The organism is Streptomyces griseoflavus, from assembly GCF_014649995.1.
GTDB lineage: Bacteria > Actinomycetota > Actinomycetes > Streptomycetales > Streptomycetaceae > Streptomyces > Streptomyces griseoflavus.
Window position 1 is genome coordinate 40,923 of record NZ_BMUC01000022.1, and the last position, 23,007, is coordinate 63,929.

The 23,007-nt window shown below is 73.8% G+C and carries 20 protein-coding genes; 14 read left to right on the top strand and 6 right to left on the bottom strand.

The features are described from left to right. The first annotated feature begins 4 nt into the window (after positions 1–4). The 5 genes from IE172_RS31645 to IE172_RS31665 all read left to right on the top strand — a co-directional run bounded on the left by IE172_RS31645 (position 5) and on the right by IE172_RS31665 (position 6,078). On the top strand, positions 5–1,849 hold the full coding sequence (locus tag IE172_RS31645) for an acetyl/propionyl/methylcrotonyl-CoA carboxylase subunit alpha (protein WP_190100783.1): 1,845 nt from the start codon (positions 5–7) through the stop codon (positions 1,847–1,849). A 108-nt stretch (positions 1,850–1,957) separates the two neighbouring features. Further along, a complete protein-coding gene (locus tag IE172_RS31650) occupies positions 1,958–3,127 on the top strand; it encodes an acyl-CoA dehydrogenase family protein (protein WP_190100784.1) in 1,170 nt (389 codons plus the stop codon). Between the two features lie 34 nt (positions 3,128–3,161). Then, a complete protein-coding gene (locus IE172_RS31655) occupies positions 3,162–4,745 on the top strand; it encodes a 4-coumarate--CoA ligase family protein (protein ID WP_190100785.1) in 1,584 nt (527 codons plus the stop codon). Continuing rightward, positions 4,742–5,476 (top strand): enoyl-CoA hydratase family protein, encoded by a 735-nt coding sequence (locus IE172_RS31660; RefSeq protein WP_190100786.1) that lies wholly within the window; start codon positions 4,742–4,744, stop codon positions 5,474–5,476. The genes IE172_RS31655 and IE172_RS31660 overlap by 4 nt, the downstream gene beginning before the upstream one ends. After that, positions 5,464–6,078 (top strand): TetR/AcrR family transcriptional regulator, encoded by a 615-nt coding sequence (locus tag IE172_RS31665; RefSeq protein WP_190100787.1) that lies wholly within the window; start codon positions 5,464–5,466, stop codon positions 6,076–6,078. Before IE172_RS31660 ends, IE172_RS31665 begins: the two co-directional genes overlap by 13 nt. Before the next feature lie 60 nt (positions 6,079–6,138). On the opposite strand, the gene pdxH is transcribed toward IE172_RS31665, so the two are convergent. Then, complete coding sequence (gene pdxH / locus IE172_RS31670; protein WP_190100788.1) at positions 6,139–6,807, bottom strand: pyridoxamine 5'-phosphate oxidase; 669 nt, start codon at positions 6,805–6,807, stop codon at positions 6,139–6,141. A gap of 289 nt (positions 6,808–7,096) precedes the next feature. On the opposite strand from pdxH, the gene IE172_RS31675 reads away from it, so the two are divergent. Continuing rightward, positions 7,097–8,197 carry a citrate synthase 2 gene (locus IE172_RS31675; RefSeq protein WP_190100789.1) on the top strand — a complete coding sequence of 367 codons (1,101 nt, stop codon included), beginning with the start codon at positions 7,097–7,099 and terminating at the stop codon, positions 8,195–8,197. Between the two features lie 453 nt (positions 8,198–8,650). Further along, positions 8,651–10,045: a PAS domain-containing protein gene (locus IE172_RS31680; RefSeq protein ID WP_190100790.1), complete on the top strand. Its 1,395-nt coding sequence runs from the start codon at positions 8,651–8,653 to the stop codon at positions 10,043–10,045. Between the two features lie 25 nt (positions 10,046–10,070). Here IE172_RS31680 and IE172_RS31685 read toward each other — a convergent pair whose 3' ends face one another. Then, positions 10,071–10,826: an SIS domain-containing protein gene (locus tag IE172_RS31685; protein WP_190100791.1), complete on the bottom strand. Its 756-nt coding sequence runs from the start codon at positions 10,824–10,826 to the stop codon at positions 10,071–10,073. Positions 10,827–11,056: 230 nt separating this feature from the next. Between IE172_RS31685 and IE172_RS31690 the strand changes: the two genes are divergently transcribed. Both IE172_RS31690 and IE172_RS31695 read left to right on the top strand, forming a co-directional pair. Then, positions 11,057–11,752, top strand: a complete 696-nt coding sequence (locus tag IE172_RS31690) for an iron-dependent transcriptional repressor DtxR (RefSeq protein ID WP_190100792.1) — start codon at positions 11,057–11,059, stop codon at positions 11,750–11,752. Positions 11,753–12,251: 499 nt separating this feature from the next. Beyond that, entirely contained in the window at positions 12,252–13,133 is an 882-nt protein-coding gene (locus tag IE172_RS31695; protein ID WP_190100793.1) for an alpha/beta fold hydrolase, read from the top strand. Positions 13,134–13,207: 74 nt separating this feature from the next. Here the strand turns inward: IE172_RS31695 and IE172_RS31700 are convergent, their stop codons facing one another. Next, entirely contained in the window at positions 13,208–13,870 is a 663-nt protein-coding gene (locus tag IE172_RS31700; protein WP_190100846.1) for a bifunctional DNA primase/polymerase, read from the bottom strand. Positions 13,871–14,175: 305 nt separating this feature from the next. On the opposite strand from IE172_RS31700, the gene IE172_RS31705 reads away from it, so the two are divergent. Beyond that, complete coding sequence (locus IE172_RS31705) at positions 14,176–15,561, top strand: NsdA family TPR-like regulatory protein (RefSeq protein WP_190100794.1); 1,386 nt, start codon at positions 14,176–14,178, stop codon at positions 15,559–15,561. Positions 15,562–15,736: 175 nt separating this feature from the next. Next, the gene (locus IE172_RS31710) at positions 15,737–17,536 is read left to right on the top strand and encodes a hypothetical protein (protein WP_190100795.1); all 1,800 of its coding nucleotides are present in this window, start codon (positions 15,737–15,739) and stop codon (positions 17,534–17,536) included. 54 nt (positions 17,537–17,590) lie between these two features. Here the strand turns inward: IE172_RS31710 and IE172_RS31715 are convergent, their stop codons facing one another. Next, positions 17,591–18,898, bottom strand: coding sequence for an ABC transporter substrate-binding protein (locus IE172_RS31715; RefSeq protein WP_190100796.1), 1,308 nt, complete (start codon positions 18,896–18,898; stop codon positions 17,591–17,593). 172 nt (positions 18,899–19,070) lie between these two features. On the opposite strand from IE172_RS31715, the gene IE172_RS31720 reads away from it, so the two are divergent. Beyond that, positions 19,071–19,517 carry an SCO4402 family protein gene (locus IE172_RS31720; protein WP_431986802.1) on the top strand — a complete coding sequence of 149 codons (447 nt, stop codon included), beginning with the start codon at positions 19,071–19,073 and terminating at the stop codon, positions 19,515–19,517. Between the two features lie 47 nt (positions 19,518–19,564). Continuing rightward, the gene (gene purU, locus IE172_RS31725; protein ID WP_190100798.1) at positions 19,565–20,446 is read left to right on the top strand and encodes a formyltetrahydrofolate deformylase; all 882 of its coding nucleotides are present in this window, start codon (positions 19,565–19,567) and stop codon (positions 20,444–20,446) included. Between the two features lie 33 nt (positions 20,447–20,479). Here the strand turns inward: purU and IE172_RS31730 are convergent, their stop codons facing one another. Both IE172_RS31730 and IE172_RS31735 read right to left on the bottom strand, forming a co-directional pair. Then, a complete protein-coding gene (locus IE172_RS31730; RefSeq protein WP_190100799.1) occupies positions 20,480–21,664 on the bottom strand; it encodes a maleylpyruvate isomerase N-terminal domain-containing protein in 1,185 nt (394 codons plus the stop codon). After that, on the bottom strand, positions 21,661–22,242 hold the full coding sequence (locus tag IE172_RS31735) for a sigma-70 family RNA polymerase sigma factor (protein WP_190100800.1): 582 nt from the start codon (positions 22,240–22,242) through the stop codon (positions 21,661–21,663). The genes IE172_RS31730 and IE172_RS31735 overlap by 4 nt, the downstream gene beginning before the upstream one ends. Before the next feature lie 362 nt (positions 22,243–22,604). Here IE172_RS31735 and IE172_RS31740 point away from each other — a divergent pair, with 362 nt between their 5' ends. Continuing rightward, entirely contained in the window at positions 22,605–22,985 is a 381-nt protein-coding gene (locus IE172_RS31740; RefSeq protein ID WP_190100801.1) for an STAS domain-containing protein, read from the top strand. Positions 22,986–23,007 lie beyond the last annotated feature (22 nt).

Here is a 23,007-nt window from a genome sequence, read left to right on the forward strand (position 1 = left end):
GCCCATGATTACTTCCGTACTGGTGGCGAACCGGGGCGAGATCGCCTGCCGCATCGCCCGCACCTGCCGCGAGCTGGGCATCCGCACGGTCGCCGTGCACTCGGACGCCGACGAGAACGCCCTCCACGTCCGCGTCGCGGACACGGCGGTGCGACTCCCGGGGGCGGCGCCCGCCGACACCTACCTGCGCGGCGACCTGATCGTGAAGGCCGCCCTCGCGGCCGGCGCGGACGCCGTGCACCCCGGCTACGGCTTCCTCTCCGAGAACGCCGATTTCGCGCGGGCGGTCCGGGACGCGGGCCTGGTCTGGATCGGGCCGCCCCCGGAGGCGATCGAGGCGATGGCGTCCAAGACCCGCGCCAAGGAACTGATGGGCATCGAGCCCCTGCGCGAGGTCACCGAGGCCGACCTGCCGGTGCTGGTGAAGGCGGCGGCGGGCGGCGGCGGGCGCGGGATGCGCGTCGTACGGCGCCTCGCGGACCTGGAGGGCGAACTGGCCGCCGCCCGCGCCGAGGCCGCGAGCGCCTTCGGTGACGGCGAGGTGTTCACCGAGCCCTACGTGGAGGGCGGACGCCACGTCGAGGTGCAGGTCCTCGCCGACACGCACGGCACGGTGTGGGCGCTCGGCACCCGCGACTGCTCCCTCCAGCGCCGCCACCAGAAGGTCGTCGAGGAGGCCCCGGCCCCCGGACTGTCCGCGCGGCTCACCGAGGAGCTGCACTCCCTCGCCGTACGCGCCGCGCGCGCCGTCTCCTACGTCGGCGCCGGCACCGTGGAGTTCCTCGTCGCCGACGGCCGGGCGCACTTCCTGGAGATGAACACCCGGCTCCAGGTCGAACACCCCGTCACCGAGGCCGTGTTCGGCGTCGACCTCGTCGCCGAGCAGATCAGGGTCGCCGAGGGCCACGCGCTGGCCGCCGACCCCCCGCCCGCGCGCGGACACGCCGTGGAGGCCCGCCTCTACGCCGAGGACCCGGCGCGCGCATGGGCACCGCAGACCGGCCGGCTGCACCGCCTCACCGTCCCCGACGGGGTGCGCCTGGACACCGGGTACACGGACGGCGACGACATCGGCGTCCACTACGACCCCATGCTCGCCAAGGTCGTCGCCCACGCGCCCACCCGCGCGGAGGCGATCCGCAAACTGGCCTCCGCCCTCGACCGCGCGGAGATCCACGGCCCGGTCACCAACCGGGACCTCCTCGTCCGCTCCCTGCGCCACGAGGAGTTCACCGCGGCCCGGATGGACACCGGCTTCTACGACCGCCACCTGCCCGAGCTGACCACCCCAGCCCCCGACCCGTACGCCCCGCTCGCCGCCGCCCTCGCCGACGCCCACGGCCGCTCCCGCTTCGGCGGCTGGCGCAACCTCGCCTCACAGCCGCAGACCAAGCGGTACGCGATGGCGGGGGAGGAGCACGAGGTCCGCTACCGGCACACCCGCGAGGGCCCGGCCGCCGACGGGGTGCGGGTCGTCCACGCCGGCGCGGGGCTCGTCGTCCTCGACGTGGACGGCGTACGGCGCAGGTTCGAGGTCAGCCGCTACGGCGACCGCGTGTACGTGGGCGCCACCGCCCTCACCGCCCTGCCCCGCTTCCCCGACCCCACCACCGAACACGCCCCCGGCTCCCTCCTGGCTCCCATGCCGGGCACGGTCGTCCGCATCGCCGAGGGACTGACCGAGGGCACGACCGTCGAGGCCGGCCAGCCCCTCCTCTGGCTGGAGGCGATGAAGATGCAGCACAGGATCACCGCCCCGGTCACGGGAGTGCTGAGCGTCCTGCGCGCGACGGCGGGCGAGCAGGTGGAGGTCGGCACCCTCTTGGCAGTCGTGGAAGCAGCACCCTAGGGGCGCGGGGCCGTGCCCGATGGGCGGCTGCCGCCGCGTGGGCGCGAGCAACCACAGCGAACCCGCACCCTCCGCATCACCCGAAGCCCCTTCCCCTCAGGAGCCCTCATGCCGTTGATCGAATCAGAAGAGCACAAGGCACTCCGCGAAGCGGTCGCCTCGTTCGCGAGGAACCACCCCCGCACCACCACCGGCACCGACATCCGCCGCTTCTGGCAGGAGGCCGCCAAGCTCGGCTACATCGGCGTCAACCTGCCGGAGGCGTACGGCGGGGGCGGCGGCGGCATCACCGAACTGTCCCTCGTCCTGGAGGAGATGGGCGCCGCCGGCAACCCCCTGCTGATGATGATCGTCTCCCCGGCCATCTGCGGCACCGTCATCTCCCGCTTCGGCACCGAGGCGCAGAAACGGGAGTGGCTGCCCGCCCTGGCCGACGGCAGCCGGCTGATGGCCTTCGGGATCACCGAACCCGACGCCGGTTCCAACAGCCACCGCATCACCACGACGGCCCGCCGGGACGGCGGCGACTGGCTCCTCACCGGCCGCAAGGTGTTCGTCTCCGGGGTCGACATCGCCGACGCCACCCTCATCGTGGGACGCACCGAGGACGCCCGCACGGGGAAGCTCAAGCCCTGCCTGTTCATCGTCCCGCGCGACACCGAGGGCTTCCAGCGGCGGCCCATCGACATGGAACTCACCTCCGTGGAGAAGCAGTTCGAGCTGGTCCTCGACGACGTACGCCTGCCCGCCGACGCGCTCGTGGGTGGGGGCCCCTCCCACGCTTACGGCAGTGGGGGAGAGGACGCCGGGCTGTTGCAGCTCTTCGCCGGCCTCAACCCCGAGCGGATCATGACCGCCGCCTTCGCCATCGGCATGGGCCGCCACGCCCTCGCCCGGGCCGTCGAGTACGCCCGCGAGCGCACCGTCTGGAAGGTCCCGATCGGCGCCCACCAGGCCATCGCCCACCCCCTCGCCCAGGCGCACATCGAACTGGAGACGGCCCGCCTGATGATGCAGAAGGCCGCCCACCTGTGCGACGCCGGCGACGACATCGGCGCCGGCGAGGCCGCCAACATGGCCAAGTACGCCGCCGGGGAAGCCTGCGTGAAGGCCGTCGACCAGGCCGTGCACACCCTCGGCGGCAACGGACTCACCCGCGAGTACGGGCTCGCCTCGCTGATAACGGCCGCGCGCGTGTCTCGTATCGCGCCGGTGAGCCGGGAGATGATTCTCAACTACGTCTCCCACCAGACCCTGGGCCTGCCCAAGTCGTACTAGGCCCGGCAGCCTTCCCGGCCGTCTTGGAGGAACCATGTTCCGAAGCGAGTACGCGGACGTCACCCCGGTCGACCTCCCCATCCACGACGCGGTGCTCGCCCGGGCCGCCGAGTTCGGGAGCACACCGGCACTGATCGACGGCACCGACGGCACCACCCTCACCTACGAACAGGTCGACCGCTTCCACCGGCGGGTCGCCGCCGGACTGGCCGAGGCGGGCGTGCGCAAGGGCGACGTGCTCGCCCTGCACAGCCCCAACACCATCGCCTTCCCCACCGCCTTCTACGCGGCCACCCGCGCGGGCGCCTCCGTCACCACCGTCCACCCCCTCGCCACCGCCGAGGAGTTCGCCAAGCAGCTGAAGGACTGCGCCGCCCGCTGGATCGTCACCGTCTCCCCCCTGCTCCCGACCGCGCGCAGCGCCGCCGAACTCGCGGGCGGCATCGAGGAGATATTCGTCTGCGACAACGCGCCGGGGCACCGTTCCCTGATCGACATGCTGGCCTCCACGGCCCCCGAACCGGTCGTCGGGATCGACCCGGCCGAGGACGTGGCCGCGCTGCCGTACTCCTCCGGCACCACCGGCGTCCCGAAGGGCGTGATGCTCACCCACCGGCAGATCGCCACCAACCTCGCCCAGCTCCAGCCGTCCATCACGGCGGGCCCCGGCGACCGCATCCTCGCCGTGCTGCCCTTCTTCCACATCTACGGCCTGACCGCCCTGATGAACGCGCCCCTGCGCCAGGGCGCCACCGTGGTCGTCCTCCCCCGCTTCGACCTGGAGACGTTCCTCGCGGCCATCCAGAACCACCGCATCACCGGCCTGTACGTGGCACCGCCGATCGTGCTCGCTCTCGCCAAACACCCCCTGATCGCCGAGTACGACCTGTCCTCCCTGCACCACGTCATCAGCGCCGCCGCGCCCCTCGACGCGGGCCTCGCCGCCGCCTGCGCGCGACGCCTCGGACTGCCGCCCGTCGGGCAGGCCTACGGCATGACGGAACTGTCGCCGGGCACCCACGTCGTCCCCCTGGACGCCATGCACGAGGCGCCGCCCGGCACCGTCGGCAAGCTGATCGCCGGCACCGAGATGCGGATCGTCTCCCTCGACGACCCCGGCAAGGACCTCGGGCCCGGCGAGTCCGGCGAGATCCTCATCCGCGGCCCCCAGGTGATGAAGGGCTACCTCGGCCGGCCCGACGCCACCGCCGCGATGATCGACCAGGACGGATGGCTGCACACGGGGGACGTCGGCCACGTGGACGACGACGGCTGGCTCTTCGTCGTCGACCGCGTGAAGGAACTCATCAAGTACAAGGGCTTCCAGGTCGCCCCCGCCGAACTCGAGGCGCTGCTCCTCACCCACCCCGGCATCGCCGACGCGGCCGTCATCGGCGTCTACGACGAGGACGGCAACGAGGTCCCGCACGCCTTCGTCGTCCGCCGCCCGACCGCGCCCGACCTCGCCGAGGGCGAGATCATGATGTACGTCGCCGAGCAGGTCGCCCCCTACAAGCGGGTCCGGCACGTCACCTTCGTCGACGGCGTCCCACGCGCCGCCTCCGGAAAGATCCTGCGCCGCGAACTGCGCGCGACGCCGCACAAGGAGCCCTCGTGACCCTGATCGGCCGCACCCGTGACCGGGGCGTCGAAACGCTCTCCCTCGACGCCCCGGAACGCCGCAACGCCCTGTCCGCCGCCCTCGTCGGCGAACTCGCCGGCGCGCTCGCCGACGCCGGCCGGGACACCGGCGTCCGCGCCGTGGTCCTCACCCACACCGGCACCACCTTCAGCGCGGGCGCCGACCTGCGCGACCCGCCCGCCCCCGACGCCCTCGTCGGTCTGCTGCGGCAGATCGTCGAGCTGCCCGCACCCGTCGTCGCACGGGTCACCGGGCACGTCCGCGCCGGCGGGCTCGGACTCCTCGGCGCCTGCGACATCGCCGTCGCCTCCCACACGGCGACGTTCGCCTTCACCGAGGTCCGCATCGGGGTCGCCCCGGCCGTCATCTCCCTGCCGCTGCTGCCCCGCACCGACCCGCGGGCGCTGGCCCGCCACTACCTCACCGGGGAACGCTTCGACACCGCCGAAGCGGCCCGCACCGGCCTGATCACGGCGGCCGGCGAGGACGTGGACGAGGTCCTCGCCCCGATCCTCGACGGCCTGCGCCGATCCGCCCCGGAAGCCCTGGCCGAGACGAAACGGCTGCTCACGGCTAAGGTGCTGGAGACCTTCGACCGGGACGCGGCCGCCCTGACCGCGCTCTCGGCGCGCCTCTTCGCCTCCGCCCACGCGCGCGAGGGGATGACGGCCTTCCTCGAACGACGGGATCCGGAGTGGGTGGTGTGAGCACGACCGACCGTGCGGAGCGCGTCCCCAAGCAGGACCGCAGCCGGGCCACCCGGCAGCGGCTCCTGGAGGCCGCCGTGGCCTGCCTCGCCGAGCACGGCTGGGCGGGCTCCACGGTCACCGTCGTCGCCGAACACGCGGGCGTCTCCCGGGGGGCCGCCCAGCACCACTTCCCGACCCGCGAGGACCTGTTCACGGCCGCCGTCGAGTACGTCGCCGAGGAACGCTCCAACGCGCTGCGCGCCCTCTTCCCGGAGGGCGCCGCCACGGCCGACCGCCGCGCGGTCGTCGAAGCACTCGTCGGCCTCTACACCGGCCCCGTCTTCCGCGCGGCGCTCCACCTCTGGGTCGCCGCCTCCAACGAGGAACAGCTCCGCCCGCGCGTGACCGAGCTGGAACTGCGGGTCGGCCGCGAGTCCCACCGCATCGCCGTCGAACTCCTCGACGCCGACGAGTCCCGCCCCGGCGTCCGCGAAACCGTCCAGGGCCTCCTCGACATGGCCCGCGGCCTGGGCCTGGCCACCCTCCTCACCGACGACACCGCCCGCCGCGAACGCGTGGTGGCCCAGTGGGCGGCCCTGCTGGACGAGACGCTCGGCTGAGGGCCCGCGGGTACCGCCTCCCGCGTGGGGGCGCGGCACTCCACGCGGGAACGCTTCCCCTCAGGGGGCGAGCCGCTCCACCCGCCAGCCCCCGCCCGCCTCGGCGACGTACCGCAGCCGGTCGTGCAGGCGGTTCTCCCTGCCCTGCCAGAACTCCACCGTCCGCGGGGTCACCCGGAAGCCGCCCCAGTGCGGCGGGACCGGCACCTGCTCGCCCTCCGGGTAGCGGGCCGCCAGACCGGCGTACGAGGCGTCCAGCTCCGCGCGGCCGGCGATCACCGACGACTGGCCGCTCGCCCACGCGCCCAGCTGGGAGCCGTGCGGGCGGGTGCGGAAGTAGGCGGCCGTCTCGTCCCGGCCGGTGCGGCGCGCCGTGCCGGTGACGATCACCTGCCGGGCCATCGGGTGCCACGGGAACAGCAGCGAGACGTGCGGGTTCTCCGCCAGGTCACGTCCCTTGCGGGAGCCGTAGTTCGTGTAGAACACGAACCCGTCGCCGTCGAAGTGCTTCAGCAGCACCGTGCGTGAACTGGGCCGCCCCTCCGCGTCCGCCGTCGAGACGATCACGGCGTTCGGCTCGAACAGGCCGCCGTCCGTCGCGGCCTGTTGGAACCAGCGGGCGAACTGCTCGACGGGCGTGGCGGCCAGGTCGGTCTCGGAGAGCCCCTCGGACCGGTACTGCTTGCGCATCGCGGCCAGCTCGAAGGGAACGGCGTCTCGGTCGGTCACGCCGTCATCCTGCCGCACCGGCGCGGCCGCCGGGCACGGTGTCGTACATCACGTGGTGGCACTCAGTGCCGCGACCACTCCCCAAAGATGGCACTCAGGGATATCGTGCAGGCACTGATCCGGTTGGGTGACCACCAGCCGGGGCACCACAGGGATGACGTCCCGGACCGCGAGTCCACACACCGTGACCGCGGATCCACCGGACGCGTCCGCTCGCGCCGACCGGACCGGCACATGGTCGTTCCACCCACAACACCATCTGTCACCCACCTCACCAAGGAGCCGCCAGATGTCCGACTTCGTACCCGGGCTCGAAGGAGTCGTCGCGTTCGAAACGGAGATCGCCGAACCGGACAAGGAGGGCGGCGCCCTCCGGTACCGGGGCGTCGACATCGAGGACCTGGTCGGGCACGTCTCCTTCGGCAACGTCTGGGGCCTGCTCGTCGACGGCGCGTTCAACCCCGGGCTGCCGCCCGCCGAGCCGTTCCCGATCCCGGTGCACTCCGGTGACATCCGCGTCGACGTGCAGTCCGCGCTCGCCATGCTGGCCCCCGTGTGGGGCCTCAAACCGCTCCTCGACATCGATGCCGAGCAGGCCCGCGACGACCTCGCGCGCGCCGCCGTCATGGCGCTGTCCTACGTCGCCCAGTCCGCGCGCGGCCAGGGCCTGCCCATGGTGCCGCAGAGCGAGATCGACAAGGCCGACTCCATCGTCGAACGCTTCATGATCCGCTGGCGCGGCGAGCCCGACCCCAAGCACGTCGCCGCCGTCGACGCCTACTGGACGTCGGCCGCCGAGCACGGCATGAACGCCTCCACCTTCACCGCCCGCGTCATAGCCTCCACCGGCGCGGACGTCGCGGCGGCCCTCTCCGGAGCCGTGGGCGCCATGTCCGGCCCGCTGCACGGCGGCGCGCCCTCGCGCGTGCTCGGCATGATCGAGGAGATCGAGCGCACCGGGGACGCCGAGGCGTACGTCAAGCAGGCCCTCGACAAGGGCGAACGCCTCATGGGCTTCGGCCACCGCGTCTACCGCGCGGAGGACCCCCGCGCCCGCGTCCTGCGCCGCACCGCCCGTGAACTGGGAGCCCCGCGCTTCGAGGTGGCCGAGGCCCTGGAGAAGGCCGCCCTGGCCGAGCTGCACGCCCGCCGGCCCGACCGGGTGCTCGCCACCAACGTCGAGTTCTGGGCGGCCATCGTGCTGGACTTCGCGGAGGTCCCGGCGCACATGTTCACGTCGATGTTCACCTGCGCCCGCACCGCGGGCTGGTCGGCGCACATCCTGGAGCAGAAGCGCACCGGCCGCCTGGTCCGCCCGTCGGCCCGCTACGTCGGCCCGGGCACCCGCGACCCGCGCGAGATCGAGGGCTTCGGGGACATCGCCCGCTGAGCGGGGCCCCGGAAAAGCAGGCGACCCGCGAGTCCGGTTCCTCCCTGGGGAGGGGCCGGCCGGACGTTACCGGCGACTCGCGGGTCGGGTGACTGCGTTGGATTGGGCCGGTCGCGCGCATCACGCACACGCTGGTCCGGCGCCGAACCGAGTACGGCGGCGGGCTACTGGCCCGCAGCCACCTCTTCCGTCCGGTGTTCATACATCTGCCGAACCACCTCCCTTCTGAAGTACCGCCACACTAAGAACCGATCGCCGGTGAATCAACCGTTTTTTTCCGGCATCCGATGTCCCGTGCCGCGCATGCGTGTTCCCGGTGAGCCGGGGGCGTCGCGCAACGATTTTCCCAATGTTGCGGGAACCCGATGTGCGCTGAGTCACGTTCAAGTTGAATGATGGTGAACGAGCGAACCGTCGTGCCGTACGTGCGGACGCAGCCTGCAGGGGGTCCAGGTGAGTGCTTCCCGGCGTAGTGGGACCACCGACGAGCTGGGGCCGGACGAGCCCGGGCCCGGGCGGGAGGGGTCGGACGGCTCCGACCTCCTCGCCGCGCTGCTCGACGGCATGGACGCCGCCCTGTGCGCCTTCGACGCGCACGGGACGGTCACGCACTGGAACCGTGAGGCGGAACGGATCCTCGGCTGGAGCGCGGACGAGGCGGTGGGCCGGGCCGGGTTCGCCGGGTGGGCCGTGCGCAGCGCGGACGCCGAGGAGGTCGAGGCGCGGCTGATGTCGGCCATGGACGCGCCGGGCCGGCAGGTGAACGAGTTCGCGCTGCTGACGAAGGACGGCGGCCGGGTGCTGGTGCGCACGCAGTCCGCGGCCGTGCCCGGGCCCGACGGGAAGCCGGCGGGGGTGTACTGCGCGTTCAGCGAGGTGCACGCGCAGATCGACCTGGAGCGGTCGATCGCGCTGAGCGAGGCGCTGCTGGACGACGCCAGCTGGGGTGTCGTCCTGGTCGACGCCGACCTGCGCCCCGCCGTGGTGAACGCGCACGCCGCGCGGGCCCTGGGGGCGGGGCGTACGGCCGTACTGGGCCGGCCGCTGGGGGAGCTGCTGGCGCAGGGTGTGGAGGAGCTGGAGAGCGCGCTCACCCATGTCCTCGCCGAGGGCGCGCCGCCCGCGCCGGCCGAGTTGTGGGTGAGCGTGCGCGGCCCGGAGGGCGAGCGCCGGCGGTGCTGGCGCAGCGGGTTCGTGCGGCTGGCGTCACCGCTCGCGGAGGAGCCGGTGCCGCTCGGGGTCGGCTGGCTGTTCCAGGACGTGACGGAGGCCCGGCAGGGCGAGCAGGAGGCGTCGCTGCTGCGGTTCCGCGCGCAGCAGCTGCACCGTGCGGCGCGCGCGGCGGCGGAGTGCGAGGACCCCGCGGAGGCGGTGACGGTCCACCTCGACTTCGCGCTCGCCGGGTTCGCCGACCACGCGCTGATCGACCGGGTGGCCGAGTGCCCCGGGGACGCCGGGTCCGTGCGGCTGGTGCGGATCGCCGCGACACCGTCCGGCGCGCCGGGGCCGAGCAGGCTGGACGGGCGGGCCGGGCTGCCGGTGCGGTACGCGGAGTCGCACCCCGCGGTGCAGTGCGTGGAGCGGTCCGGTTCGGTGCGGGCCGGGGCGGGAGCCCTGAGCGCGGAGGACGCGCGGGCGTGGGCGCTGGCGCGGCAGTGGCCGCAGGACGCGGTGCACGCGCTGTGCACGGTGTTGCGGAGCCGGGGGCGGACGCTCGGTGCTGTGACGTTTCTGCGGGGGGCGGGGCGGCAGGCGTTCGAGCGCTCCGACGCGATGTACGCGGAGGACGTGGCCGTGCGCATCGCGGCGTCCCTGGACCTCGCGGCCCTCGTCCCGCCGGACCACTGAGGTCCGCCCCCGCCGCCCCCGGGTGTCAGTGGCGGTAGTAGATCCGGTCGGCGTACTCGTCGAACACCCGGGCGTTCCACTCGTGTCCGCCGTCCACGTTGCCGGAACGCAGCAGCGGCGGCTCGACGCCCCGCTCCGCCAGGACCGCCGCCGCCGTCGCCATCACGGCCTGCAGCAGCGCCGTCGTGACCACCGTCGACGCGGGAGCGAACGGCGCGGTCACCCCTTCGTGCGTCAGCTCCGCGTCCCCGACCGCGATCCCCGAGTCCAGTACCAGGTCGCAGTGGTCCTTCAGGAACGTGCCCGAGGAGTGCCGGGACGACGTCTGCGCCGCGTACGCCACGGACGTCACGCCGACGACCCGCACGCCCAGCTCGCGCGCCCTCACGGCCATCTCCACGGGCAGCGCGTTGCGCCCGGACAGGGAGATGATCACCAGCGTGTCGCCCGCGCGGAGCGGCGAGGACTCCAGCACCACGCTCGCGAGCCCGTCGACGCGTTCCAGGGCGGAGCCCAGCGTGGCCGGCCGCACGTCGACGCCGACGACACCCGGCACCGTGAGCAGGTTCATCAGGGCCAGTCCGCCCGCGCGGTAGACGAGGTCCTGCGCGGCGAGGGAGGAGTGCCCGGCGCCGAAGGCGAAGAGCCGGCCGCCCTCCACGACGGTGTCGGCGATCAGCGTGCCCGCGGCCTCGACGGACTCGGCCTCCTCGTCACGGATCCGCGCCAGCAGGCCGATCGCGGCGTCCAGGAACTGACCGGCCGGCGTGCGGTCGCTCATGCGGCATCCCTTCGCGGGTCGAGTGCTGCGGATCACCGTGCGGTCCGGACCAGTGCCGTGTCAATACGGCGTCCGGAAGCCCGGTCGCCCGGCGTCGTGGCCTTCCGTTCCCGCGGCGCGGCCCGGTTGTCGGCCGCATGCGTCAGAATTGAGTCCGGGGCCAGCGCACGCGCCGGTGAGCAGTCCAGCCGCCGGCAGAGCCAATCCGCAGATCTCATCAAGGGGCATGAATGTCCGGACTGATCGACACCACGGAGATGTATCTCCGCACCATCCTCGAGCTGGAGGAGGAAGGTGTGGTCCCCATGCGCGCCCGGATCGCCGAGCGGCTCGACCAGAGCGGGCCGACGGTCAGCCAGACGGTGGCCCGCATGGAGCGCGACGGCCTGGTCTCCGTCGCCCCGGACCGGCACCTGGAGCTCACGGAGGAGGGCCGCCGGCTGGCCACGCGCGTCATGCGCAAGCACCGCCTCGCCGAGTGTCTCCTGGTCGACGTGATCGGCCTGGAGTGGGAGCAGGTGCACGCCGAGGCCTGCCGCTGGGAGCACGTGATGAGCGAGGCCGTCGAGCGCCGCGTGCTGGAGCTGCTGAGGCACCCCACCGAGTCGCCGTACGGCAACCCGATCCCGGGTCTGGAGGAGCTGGGCGAGAAGGACGGCGCCGATCCGTTCCTCGACGAGGGCATGGTGTCGCTGGCCGAGCTCGACCCGGGCGCCGAGGGCAAGACGGTCGTGGTGCGCCGGATCGGCGAGCCGATCCAGACGGACGCGCAGCTGATGTACACGCTGCGCCGGGCGGGCGTACAGCCCGGCTCGGTGGTGAGCGTCACCGAGTCGGCCGGCGGTGGGGTGCTGGTCGGCAGCAGCGGTGAGGCGGCCGAGCTGAAGACGGACGTGGCCTCCCACGTCTTCGTCGCCAAGCCCTGACCGCCCGGCCGGGCGGGCGCCCCGCGCCTTCCGGTGTGAACGTGCCGAATCGGAGATCCGTTGCGTCGAATCGCAGCGCTCGCCGGAACGGCGTGCCAGGCTGTCGCGTGAGGCATATGACCTGAGGGGCTCTTGGCCGGGCCGACAGCGATGTCATCCCGGCCGGGGAGGGGCGGGACGATGTGCCGTGACCACGTGAGGAGCCCCGGCGCCGCACGGCGCCGGGGCCTGTCCTCCCCTGTGCTGACCCGGAGCCCCGAGCTCCCAGGGTCACTCCCCGCGGACCGTTTTCCCCGAGCGGTCCGCCTCCCGTTGAAGATCTCCCCCGGGCCGCGGCGGTCAATCCCCGCCGGGTGTCACTCGAACGAGGGGTGTTGCCGGGCAAGAGCGCATTTTCGAATACTCATTCGATAGCCTGCGCGTGCGGTTGCGGGCGGCGGGAACAGCAGGGCCAGGACACAGGCAGTGGGCAGGCAGCGAGCTTGGGGGGTGCCAGACCATGGCGCGACGCATCGACGTGACCGGGGCGGACGGCGTACGGCTCGCCGCCTGGGAGTTCGGCGACCCGCCCAAGGACCACCGGCCGGACCCGGCGGAGCACGGCGTGCGGGACGCGCCCGGCGTGCTGTTACTGCACGGCCTGATGGGGCGCGCCTCGCACTGGGCGGCCACCGCCCGCCGGCTCTCCGGGCGCTACCGCGCGGTCGCCCTCGACCAGCGCGGCCACGGCCGCAGCGACAAGCCCCCGCACGCCTCCTTCACCCGCGACGCCTACGTCGACGACGCCGAGGCCGCCCTGGAGCAGCTCGGGCTCGGCCCCACCGTCCTCATCGGGCACGCCATGGGCGCGCTGACCGCCTGGCAGCTCGCCGCCAAGCGCCCCGACCTGGTCCGCGGACTGATCATCTGCGACATGCGGGCCTCCGCGCTCGGCGCCGCCTCGCAGCGCGAGTGGGCCGAGTGGTTCACCACCTGGCCGGTGCCCTTCGCCACGATCGCCGACGTACGCAAGTGGTTCGGCGAGGACGACCCGTGGGTGGAGCGCCCCAACCCCGCGCGGGGGGAGTTCTACGCCGAGGTGATGGCCGAGTCCCCCGACGGCTGGCGCCCCGTCTTCGACCCGGAGCAGATGCTCCGCTCCCGCGAGACCTGGGTGTTCGACGCCCACTGGGAGGAGTTGGCCCAGGTGCGCTGTCCCGCCCTGGTGGTCCGCGGCCTCGACGGGGAACTGGGCCGCGCCGAGGCCCAGGAGATGGTGCGCGTCCTGCCCCGCGGCCGGTACGCCGAGGTGGCCGACGCCGGCCACCTCGTCCACTACGACCAGCCGGAGACCTGGCTGGCCGCCGTCGAGCCCTTCCTCGACTCCCTCGGCGACGACTGAGCGCCCCGCGCGGCGGGCCACCGCGGGACCGTTCGCGCCGGACGGCGCCGGCCCCGCGGCGCGGCGGGCGCGCCCTACCGGTCCCGCCCGCACGCGTAGGCCAACGGCGAGGCGATCTCCTCCACGTCCGGCAGCCACCGGTTGGCCGCGGACGGCCGGCAGGCCCACTGCACGGCCCCCCGGCACCCGACCCGGGTGGGCGGCGCGGCCACGAAGCCGCCCTCACCGCGCACCGTCAGGTCGATCGACGACGGCGTCCACCCCAGCCCGCGCAGCAGCTTCGGCACCTTCGCCGCCGCCCCCGGCAGGACGAAGAACTCCGTCCGTCCGTGCGGCGTCACCGTGACCGGCCCCGGCGTCAGCCCCATCCGCTCCATCCGCGCGAGCGCCAGGAACCCGGCCGTCTCCGGCACGGAGACCGCGTCGAAGGCCCGCCCGGTGGGGAGCAGGACCGACGCCTCCGGCCGCTCCTGCCACATCCGCCGGGCGACGGTCGCGCTGCCGGTCGCCCGCCCCTCCCAGTCCGCGCGGGCCGGGTGGGCCCCGGGCGCGGGACACGCGGCGTCACCGCACGAGCAGCCCCGCACCCCGTCCCGGGTCTCCAGCCAGGTGCCCGCGACGACGTCCCAGTGCCGCTCCTCCGCGTAGCGGACGGCGGCGTCCAGCAGCGATTCCCCGCGCTGCTTCGGGATCTGTGCGGCGTCGGGGCCCGCGATCGTCTCTTCCACGATGAACACAACTACGGCCGTCACCAGGGGTTACGCCCGCCCCTGTGCGCGGGGGGAGAGCACCGCGTCCCCGTTCGGGGCGCACGGGTGCATCCGCGGGGGCGCGCGGGGGAACCGCGCTCGCGGATGGGTAACCACGAGGGGGGCCGGCAACCGCCGTTACCCCGGCAATCCTCACATGCTTCGCATTGTCGGCACAGCGGCGGGGCATTGATCTTCACGGCCGGTTCTTCTCGCCGGGACGTGAGAAGTACGGCCGCGGAAGAACGTCAACCCGGTGCGTGGGCAGGCACCGCAGCCTGAGGGGGTACGCCATGGCCGCAAGGCCTCTCGTCGCGCGGCAGCCGAACGAACGGCTGCAGGCGCTCATCCAGGAAGCCGGGTGCTCCAACGCCGGGCTGGCCCGCAGGGTCAACATGTGCGGCGCCGAGCACGGCCTCGACCTGCGCTACGACAAGACGTCGGTGGCGCGCTGGCTGCGCGGACAGCAGCCGAGGGGCCGGGCGCCGGCGGTCATCGCCGAGGCCCTGGGCCGCAAACTGGGCCGCACGGTCACGATCGACGAGATCGGCATGGCCAACGGCAAGAACCTCGCCTCGGGCGTCGGTCTGCAGTTCTCGCCGACGGTACTGGGGGCCATCGAGCAGGTCTGCGAACTGTGGCGCAGCGACGTGGGACGGCGGGACTTCCTGTCCGGATCCTCCGTCGCCGCCTCCGCGCTGGTGGAGCCGAGCCGCGACTGGCTGATCTCCGCGCCCGACGGGCAGGTGGCGCGCTCGGCCGGCCCGCGGGTGGGACAGTCCGACGTCGCGGCCGTGCGGTCCATGACGCAGGCGCTGGTCGACCTGGACCACCAGTACGGCAGCGGGCACGTCCGCCCGGTGGTGGTGCACTACCTCAACAGCGTCGTCTCGGGAATGCTGGCGGGGTCGTACCGGGAGGCCGTGGGCCGCGACCTGTTCGCCGCGGTCGCGCGACTGACCGAACTCGCCGGGTACATGGCCGTCGACACCGGGCAGCCGGGTCTCGCCCAGCGCTACTACATCCAGGCGCTGCGGCTGGCACAGGCGGCCGGTGACCGCGGCTACGGCGGATACGTGCTCGCCGCCTCCATGAGCCATCTGGCGGCGCAGCTCGGAAACCCGCGCGAGATCGCGCAGTTGGCGCGGGCGGCGCAGGAGGGTGCCCGGGGGCGGGTGACGCCCCGCGCGGACGCGATGTTCTTCGCGGCGGAGGCGCGTGGGCACGCCCTGATGGGCGACACGCATTCCGCGCACGCGGCGGCGGGCCGCGCCGTGAGCGCGATGGAGGCCGCCGACGCGGACTCCGGCGACGACCCGGTGTGGATCGCGCACTTCGACGAGGCGTACCTGGCCGACGAGTTGGCGCACTGTCACCGCGATCTCGGTCACGCCGAGGCGGCGGCGCGGTACGCCCGCCAGTCCCTGGACGGGCATCCCGCCTCGCGGGCCCGGCGGCGCGCGATCGGCTATGTGCTGCTGGCCACCGCGCAGGTGCAGCAGCGCGAGATCGAACAGGCCTGCAGTACGGGCATGAAGGCGGCGGAACTGCTGGGCGGGCTCCGCTCCAACCGGGGCGCCGAGTACCTGGAGGACCTCCAGCAGCGTCTCGAGCCCTACCGGGAGGAGCCGGTGGTAAGGGAGTTCGGGGCACGCATGGAGCTCCGGACGGCGGCCTGAGGGCTGTTGGGCGAGCGGAGTGCGGGAAGAGGGGTGTGATCAGCGTGGGGTGACGTGGTTTTGTTACCGCGCTCACAGGGCAGGAGGTCAGGTTCTGTGCTGCGTGGCACCGTGCTCCGGGGACCCGGTAGCGTGAGCCGACGATTCACAAGGTCCCCCATTGGTAGGAGTCCCGGTGACGCAGAGTGGACAGGGCGAGGAGCCCTCGGCGCGCCCCGCGCGCGAAGGCATCGTGCTGCCCTCCGACGGTGGTGAGCCCCTGTTGCCGGGCGAGGCGGGCGGACCGGTCCCCCCGGGCGCCGGTGCCGACGGCCGGCCCCCCGCGGGCGGTTTCCCCGCCTCGGCCCCGCCCGGCGGCCAGACCTGGGGCACACCGTGGGGTCCCGCCCCGCAGGAGCCCGGCCCGGCGTCGGGCCAGGACTGGCCGTCCCCGCCCGACGGCTCGTGGGACGGCGCACCGGAACAGTCCTCCTGGAATTCCGCGCCCGCCTCCCAGGCAGGCCAGGGCCACCCCGGCCCGCTGCCGCCGGAGGGAGCCCGCCCCGCGTCCCACGGCGCCGACGCCGGATACGGCGGACACCCCGGTGCCGCGCCGCTGCCGCAGCCGGACGCCGGGTACGGCGGCCACCCCGGTCCGGGCGCACAGCACGGCGGCGCGGACCCCTACGGCGCCCACCCCGGTGTGCACGGCGCCCCCCAGGGCTACGGCGCCGCGCCCGCCCCGCACGCACAGCCGGGCGCCGGATACGGCGGCCACCAGGGCCCGGACGGCGTCTCCGACCCGTACGGCTCCGCCTACGGAGCCTCCGCGCACCACGCCCCCCACGCCTACGACGCCCCGCACGGTTACGGTGGTGCGCCCGTGCCGCCCGCCGCGCCCGACGGGTCGGAGGGGGCCACCCAGTTCCTGCCGCCGGTGCCCGCCGGCGGTGCCGACGAGGGCGCGACGCAGTACATACCCCCGGTGGGCCCGGGCGCGCTGCCGCCCGAGATGCCCGCCGCGCACCACTCCGAGGACACCCGGTACCCGGGTCACGCGCAGCAGCACGCGCCCGGCGCCGGCCCGCTGCCGTCCGCCGGCCATCCCGACGCCGAGGCGACCCAGTTCATCGCCCCCGTCACCGACCAGCCCTACGGCGCGCCGGCCGGTCCGCCGCCCGGTGACGCCGGCCGGCAGCCGCCCGCCGAGTTCGACAACCTGTTCCGCAGCGACGACGGCGGCCCGGCCGGATCCACCCAGCAGCTCCCGCGTGTCGAGTACGGCGGCCCCGCCCCCGCCCCGCACACCCCGCGCCCGTCCGGCCGCGCCGGTGCGGACCGCGGCGGACGCGGCGGTGGCCGAGGCGGCACCCGCGTGCCGGTCATCGCGGCGGTCGGTGTCGGTATCGCCGTCCTCGGTGTCGGCGCGGGCGCCCTGCTCGGCAGCGGGGGCGGCGACGGCGGCGGTGACAAGGAGACGGTGTCCGCCACCGCGCCCGCGAGCCAGGAGGCGCAGGCCCCTCCCTCGCCGACCGTCGACCCCGTCCGTGAGCAGGCCGTCGAGCTGGACAAGCTGCTGGCGCACAGCGGCGACAGCCGGACCGCGGTGATCAACGCGGTCGCCGACGTGAAGGCCTGCCGCAACCTGGAGCAGGCGGCCAAGGACCTGCGGCAGGCGGCCGGGGAGCGCAGCAAGCTGGTCACCGACCTCTCCGCGCTGTCGACGGACCAGCTGCCCGACCACGAGGCCCTGAGCGCCGCGCTCACCAAGGCGTGGCAGGCGTCGGCCTCGGCCGACAACCACTACGCGGCCTGGGCCGACCAGGTGGCGGGCAAGAAGGGCTGCAAGAAGGGTCAGGCCCGCACGACCAGGGAGACCCAGGCCGGCAACCGGGACAGCGGTACCGCGACCGCCGAGAAGGGCAAGGCGGCCACGCTGTGGAACAAGATCGCCCAGCAGTACGGCCTCACCCAGCGCCAGCCGACCCAGCTCTGACCGCGGCCCGCCCCGGACCGGCCGGCCGCCGGCGGACGGCGGACGGCGGGCCGGTCACAGGTCCGCGCCCCGCAGGGTCTCCGTCACGTCCGTGAAGCCCTCGCGGGCGGCCACCAGCCGGCCCTTCTCGACCACCTGGAGCGTCACGTTCGCGTTGACCAGGCGGGGGTAGCCGACGGCGGCCAGCTCGTCCTGGAACTTCCACTCCAGGGTGGGGGTGAGGTCGCCCGTGGTGACCTTCAGCCCGCCGTCCAGCGCACCGCTGACCGTGTCGGAGTTCACCTCGCCGTCGCCCAGCGACTCGACGACCTGCCGGAACACGGTGTAGGCGATCCAGGTGGTCTGCACCCCGGCGTCCGCCGCGTCGATCCGGTTGTCGCCGAACGCCTCCTTCTCGATCACCTTCTTCATGGGAGCCCAGCGCGCGTCGCCCGCCGCCGGGTACCAGCCGGTGACGTAGGACCCCTCATACGGCCCCGACGCCCCGCCGGACGCGTCGACGGCCGACTGGTCGACGCTGCCCAGCACGGTCGCGGTGCGCACCCCGGGATAGTCCGCGCGGGCCCGCCGGAAGGAGTCCATGAAGGTGCCGGTGCGGTCACCGAGCGCGGGCACGACACAGCCCGGCTCGGCCGGATCGGTGGTGGCCCGCTCCAGGGCACGCCGGGTCTGGGCCTCGTACGAGGTGGCGGACTCCACGGCGCGCTGGTCGCCCGCGAGCGCGTGCCCGCCCGCCTTCAGACCCGAGTCGAGCAGCGGGGGCAGCTGGTCGCCGGCGAGGGTGTCGGGCCGGATCAGGGTGACCGGCCCGCAGGTGTCGGCGAGGGTGCGGCCGAGACCGGCCAGCAGCGCCGGCTGGCCGCCGTTGACGGGGTAGGACAGGGGACTGGTGAACTCGGCGGTGGTGATGCCGTAGCCGCCGATGTACGGGATGCCCGCGGCCTCCAGGGTGGGCAGGAAGCCCTCGGCGTGCTGGCTGTAGGAGCCGACGACCGCGACGACCTCCTCCTCGACGGCGCGCCGGGCGCACCGCCCGGCGCTCACCGAGTCGTTCCGCTCGTTGCAGGTCAGCACGTCGACACGGCGGCCGTTGATGCCGCCCTCGGCGTTGATCCAGCGCGCCCAGGCCTCGGCGAACGCGGGCATGCCGGGCTTGTTGGTGGCGTCGGTGTCCTGCGGCGCCCAGGTCATCACGGTGATGGTGTCGTCCCCGGAGCCCCCCGTGGCACCGGGGACGACACCGCACCCGGCGGCGAGCGACGCGCCCGCCGCCAGCGCGCCCGTGGTCAGGGCGGCGGCTCTGACGCGCCGGGTGAGGAGGCGGGGGAGGACGGTGCTGCGGGTCTGTCGCCTGCCGGTCATGCTTCCGCACCATTCCCCCACACGGCCAACCCCGGAGTGACCGTCGGTCAACGGCCGGTGACGCCGAGGTGAATTACGGGGTCCCGTGCGACCCGCGATGCGCGGAAACGTACGATCGACGACCGTGCAAGGTTCGGAGAACTCTTCCCGTCGCGGCCGTCGCTCCTCCACCATGGGCGGCATGCCACTCAACGACATGCCGTGGTGGCGCTGGCGCAGCAATGTGCGCTCCGCGCTGCACATGCTCTCCGACCCCGGCTTCCAGCGGGACGTCTGGCTGGCCGGTGTGCCCGGCTACGGGGACGTCACCGACGCCGTGTACCGGCTGGTCGAGGACACCTGGCTGGACAACTGGTCCGCCGAGAAGTACGTCGGCACGATCTTCCGCGACTCCCAGGAGGCGGCGCTCGTCGACACCGCGGTGCTGCGCGTGCTGCGGATCATGCACCAGGTCGGGCCGGACGCGCCGGTGACCGCCTACCTGGAGAACGAGGGATGGCCGGACGCGGTGCGTGCCGCGCGGGACGCGCACGTGCGGATGGCGGCCAGTGACGGCGAGGACCCCGACACCCCGCCGCGCACCCTCGAGGTGCTGCGGATCGTGACGCGGTCCGCGTAGCGGAACGGCCCCCCGGCCGTGACACCGCGTGTGGGACCCTTTTCTGCATGAGCGAGCAGTCCACCCGAGCCGCGGCCCCGGCCGACCAGTACGTCCTCACCCTGTTCTGTCCCGACAAGCAGGGCATCGTGCACGCGGTGTCCAGCTATCTGTTCATGACCGGCTGCAACATCGAGGACAGCCAGCAGTTCGGGGACCACGACACGGGACTGTTCTTCATGCGGGTCCACTTCTCCGCGGAGGCCCCGGTGACCGTGGAGAAGCTGCGGGCGAGCTTCGCGGCGATCGGTGACTCCTTCCGGATGGACTGGCAGATCAACCGGGCCGACGAGAAGATGCGCATCCTGCTCATGGTCAGCCGGTTCGGGCACTGCCTGAACGACCTGCTGTTCCGGGCACGGACGGGTGCGCTGCCCGTGGAGATCGCCGGCGTGGTGTCCAATCACACCGACTTCGCCGAGCTGGTGGGCTCGTACAACATTCCGTTCCATCACATCCCCGTGCCGAAGGACGGCAAGCCGGAGGCGGAGGCCAGGCTGCTGGAGATCGTGCGCGAGGAGGAGGTGGAACTCGTCGTCCTCGCCCGCTACATGCAGGTCCTCTCCGACGACCTGTGCAAGCAGCTCTCCGGTCGGATCATCAACATCCACCACTCCTTCCTGCCGAGCTTCAAGGGCGCCAAGCCGTACCACCAGGCGCACGCGCGGGGCGTGAAGCTGATCGGCGCCACGGCGCACTACGTCACCGCCGACCTCGACGAGGGCCCGATCATCGAGCAGGAGGTCGAGCGGGTGGGCCACGACGTCACCCCCGAGGGGCTCGTGGCGATCGGCCGTGACGTGGAGTGCCAGGCGCTGGCGCGGGCGGTGAAGTGGCACGCGGAGCGGCGGATCCTGCTGAACGGCCGCAGGACCGTGGTGTTCGCCTAGGGACCCGGTCCCTCCCCCGTACCGCGCCCCGCGCTACATGCGGCTCATGCTCGCCGCGGCGAACAGGACGTCCCGGATCGCCGTACGGTCCCCCTCCTGCCCCGCGGCGGCCTCCCGCGGCGGGACGTGGCCCGCGGCCAGCCGGCAGAACTCCGCGCCGTCCAGCGCGACGTGCGCCACCTCGTGCTCGGCGGAGCCCTTCGCCGCGGGGGAGTCCAGCGGGATGAGCCACTCCCCGCCGCCCGAGCCCTCGATCTCCAGCCGCAGGCTGCGTCCCGGCTCCCCGGCGGCGACCAGGCGCCGTTCGACGGGCGAGGCCAGCCCGTGCAGCCTGCGGTGCTCCAGCACCGCCGGGAGCAGCCGCGCGGCGAGGTCGACCAGGCGGTGCAGATGCCGTCCGGAGGGCGGGTCGTAGGGGTAGTCGACCGCCTCGGCGATGTCCTCGGCGTGCACCCAGCACTCGAAGGCCCGGTCCAGCAGGGCGTCGGGCAGCGGCAGTTCGAAGTCGCCGTACGGGACCGTGGTCCGCTCGGTGCCGCCGGTGAAGGACACGGTCCGTACGAGGGCGTGGCTCTGTTCCCGCCAGGGCGCGCGGACGGAGCGGGTGGGCGGGAAGCGGGCGGCCCGCCAGTACGCCTCGGTGCGGTCCGCGGGGGTGGGCCGGGCGGCCGTGATCTCGCCGAGCGGGTCGTTCAGGCCGAGGGCGACCGCGACCAGCCCGTCGACCGTCAGCAGGTGCGCGATCACCCCGGCGACGGTGGTGCGGCGGCTGCTCGCCTCGTCGGCCTCGTACCAGCGCAGCCGCACCGGCGCGTGCCACTCGGAGTCCCCGAAGTCCTGCAGCAGGGCGTCAAGGCGCGCGGTCTCGGCGTCGTAGGCGGCGGCCCACTCCGGTACGGGGATGCGTGGCGGGCGCCGTTCGAGGCAGGACTCCAGGACGCGGGTGCGCAGCCCGGGGTCCAGGTCGAGGCTCTCGGGCCGGTGGAGCAGGCCGACCGCCTCCCGCAGGCGCAGTGCCTCGTCCGCGCAGGGGCCGCAGTCGCCGAGGTGTTCCTCGACGGCCTCCCCCTCGGCGGGTGCGCAGGCGGACAGCGCCCAGGCGCCCAGCAGTGACTTCAGCACGTCGTGCTCCCGTACGAGGGGCATACCGTCCGGCCCGTTTGCTCCGGGCGTGCCCGCGGCCGTCCGTTCCCGTCGCTGCCCGGTCCGCCCGCTCACGCGGCACCCCCGATCCCGGGCGGGGCGCCCGGGGTCTCGGTGTCGTGGGCGGTGGCCAGCAGCTGGAGGCCCAGGCGGAGCCGGCGGCGGGCCTCGTCGTCGGTGACGCCCAGGTCGGTGGCGGTCTGGTGGTAGTCCCGGCGCTGGAAGTAGGCCAGTTCCAGGGCGGCCCGCAGGGGAGTCGGCAGGGACTGGACGATGTAGTCGGCGCGGGCGGCCACCGAGGCGTGCCGCAGCGTGCGTTCCAGGTCCTCGGTGGTGCCGGGGCCGCCGCGGGCGAGGGCCGCGGTCCCGGTGGTGCGCAGCCGCTGCACGGCCAGCCGGTTGGTCAGCGCGGCGAGCCAGCTGCGCAGGGGGCCCTCGTCGGGGTCGTAGGAGTCCGGGTGCTGCCAGACGTGGGCGAAGACGTCGCGGGTCAGGGCGTCGGCCGCGGGCTCGTCGCCCACGACGCGGTGGGCGAGGCCGTGGACGAGGGAGGCGAACCGGTCGTAGAGCTCGCCCAGGGCGGCCGCCTCCCCGCGCGCGAGCCGCTGCTGCATCCTGCGGTCCCAGCGGGGCGGTGCGTCCCGTTCCGGCATGCGGCCCCTCACCCCCTGTTCCTCCCCGGCACCCCGGGCCGGTCGGTGCCCGGGGCCGGCGTATGGCCGGTGACCCCATGAATGTAGTCGGCACGGACGAGGGCGCACGCCCCTTTGTGGCAATGTGCGCCCCCGGCGATGCCGCAGGTGGTAAGGGGCCTCCCGCGCACGTCGGACCTTGCTCGGCTCGTGACTACCCCGCACGGCACCGATCGGAACCGATCGAATCGGATCGAATGCGACTAGAACAAGCCCTTTCTGATCGGTAACCGTTTCCCGGGCCGCGTTTCAGGGGAACGGCCGTGGGGCAGCCGCGCTGCAAGGAAGCGTAGGCACTGCTTCCGTTTCGGCGAGCGAGGGGCGTGGTGGTGACCTTCACAGTGACCGATCAGGAGCACGGCGGATGGGCCGTGCTCCGGGTGTCGGGGGAACTGGACCTGGTGACGTCCCCGGTGCTGCGCCAGCGGGTGCACGACGTGGTGGCCGAGGGCCGGCACAGCCTCGTCCTCGATCTCTCCGAGGTGTGGTTCTGCGACTCCAGCGGGGTGGGCGTGCTCATCGCCTCCCGCCGGCTGCTGCGCTCCTGCGGGGGCGGCCTGCGGCTGATCCTCCCCGCGCGCGGAGCCGCCGACGGCAGTCACGTGAACAAGGTGCTCGGCGCCCTCGGTGTGCGGCGCCTCTTCGAGATCCATCCGGACGTCCCCTCCGCGGTCGACGAGGACTCCCGTCCGCTGTCGGCGTGAGCCCGGCGCCCCGGACGTGCGT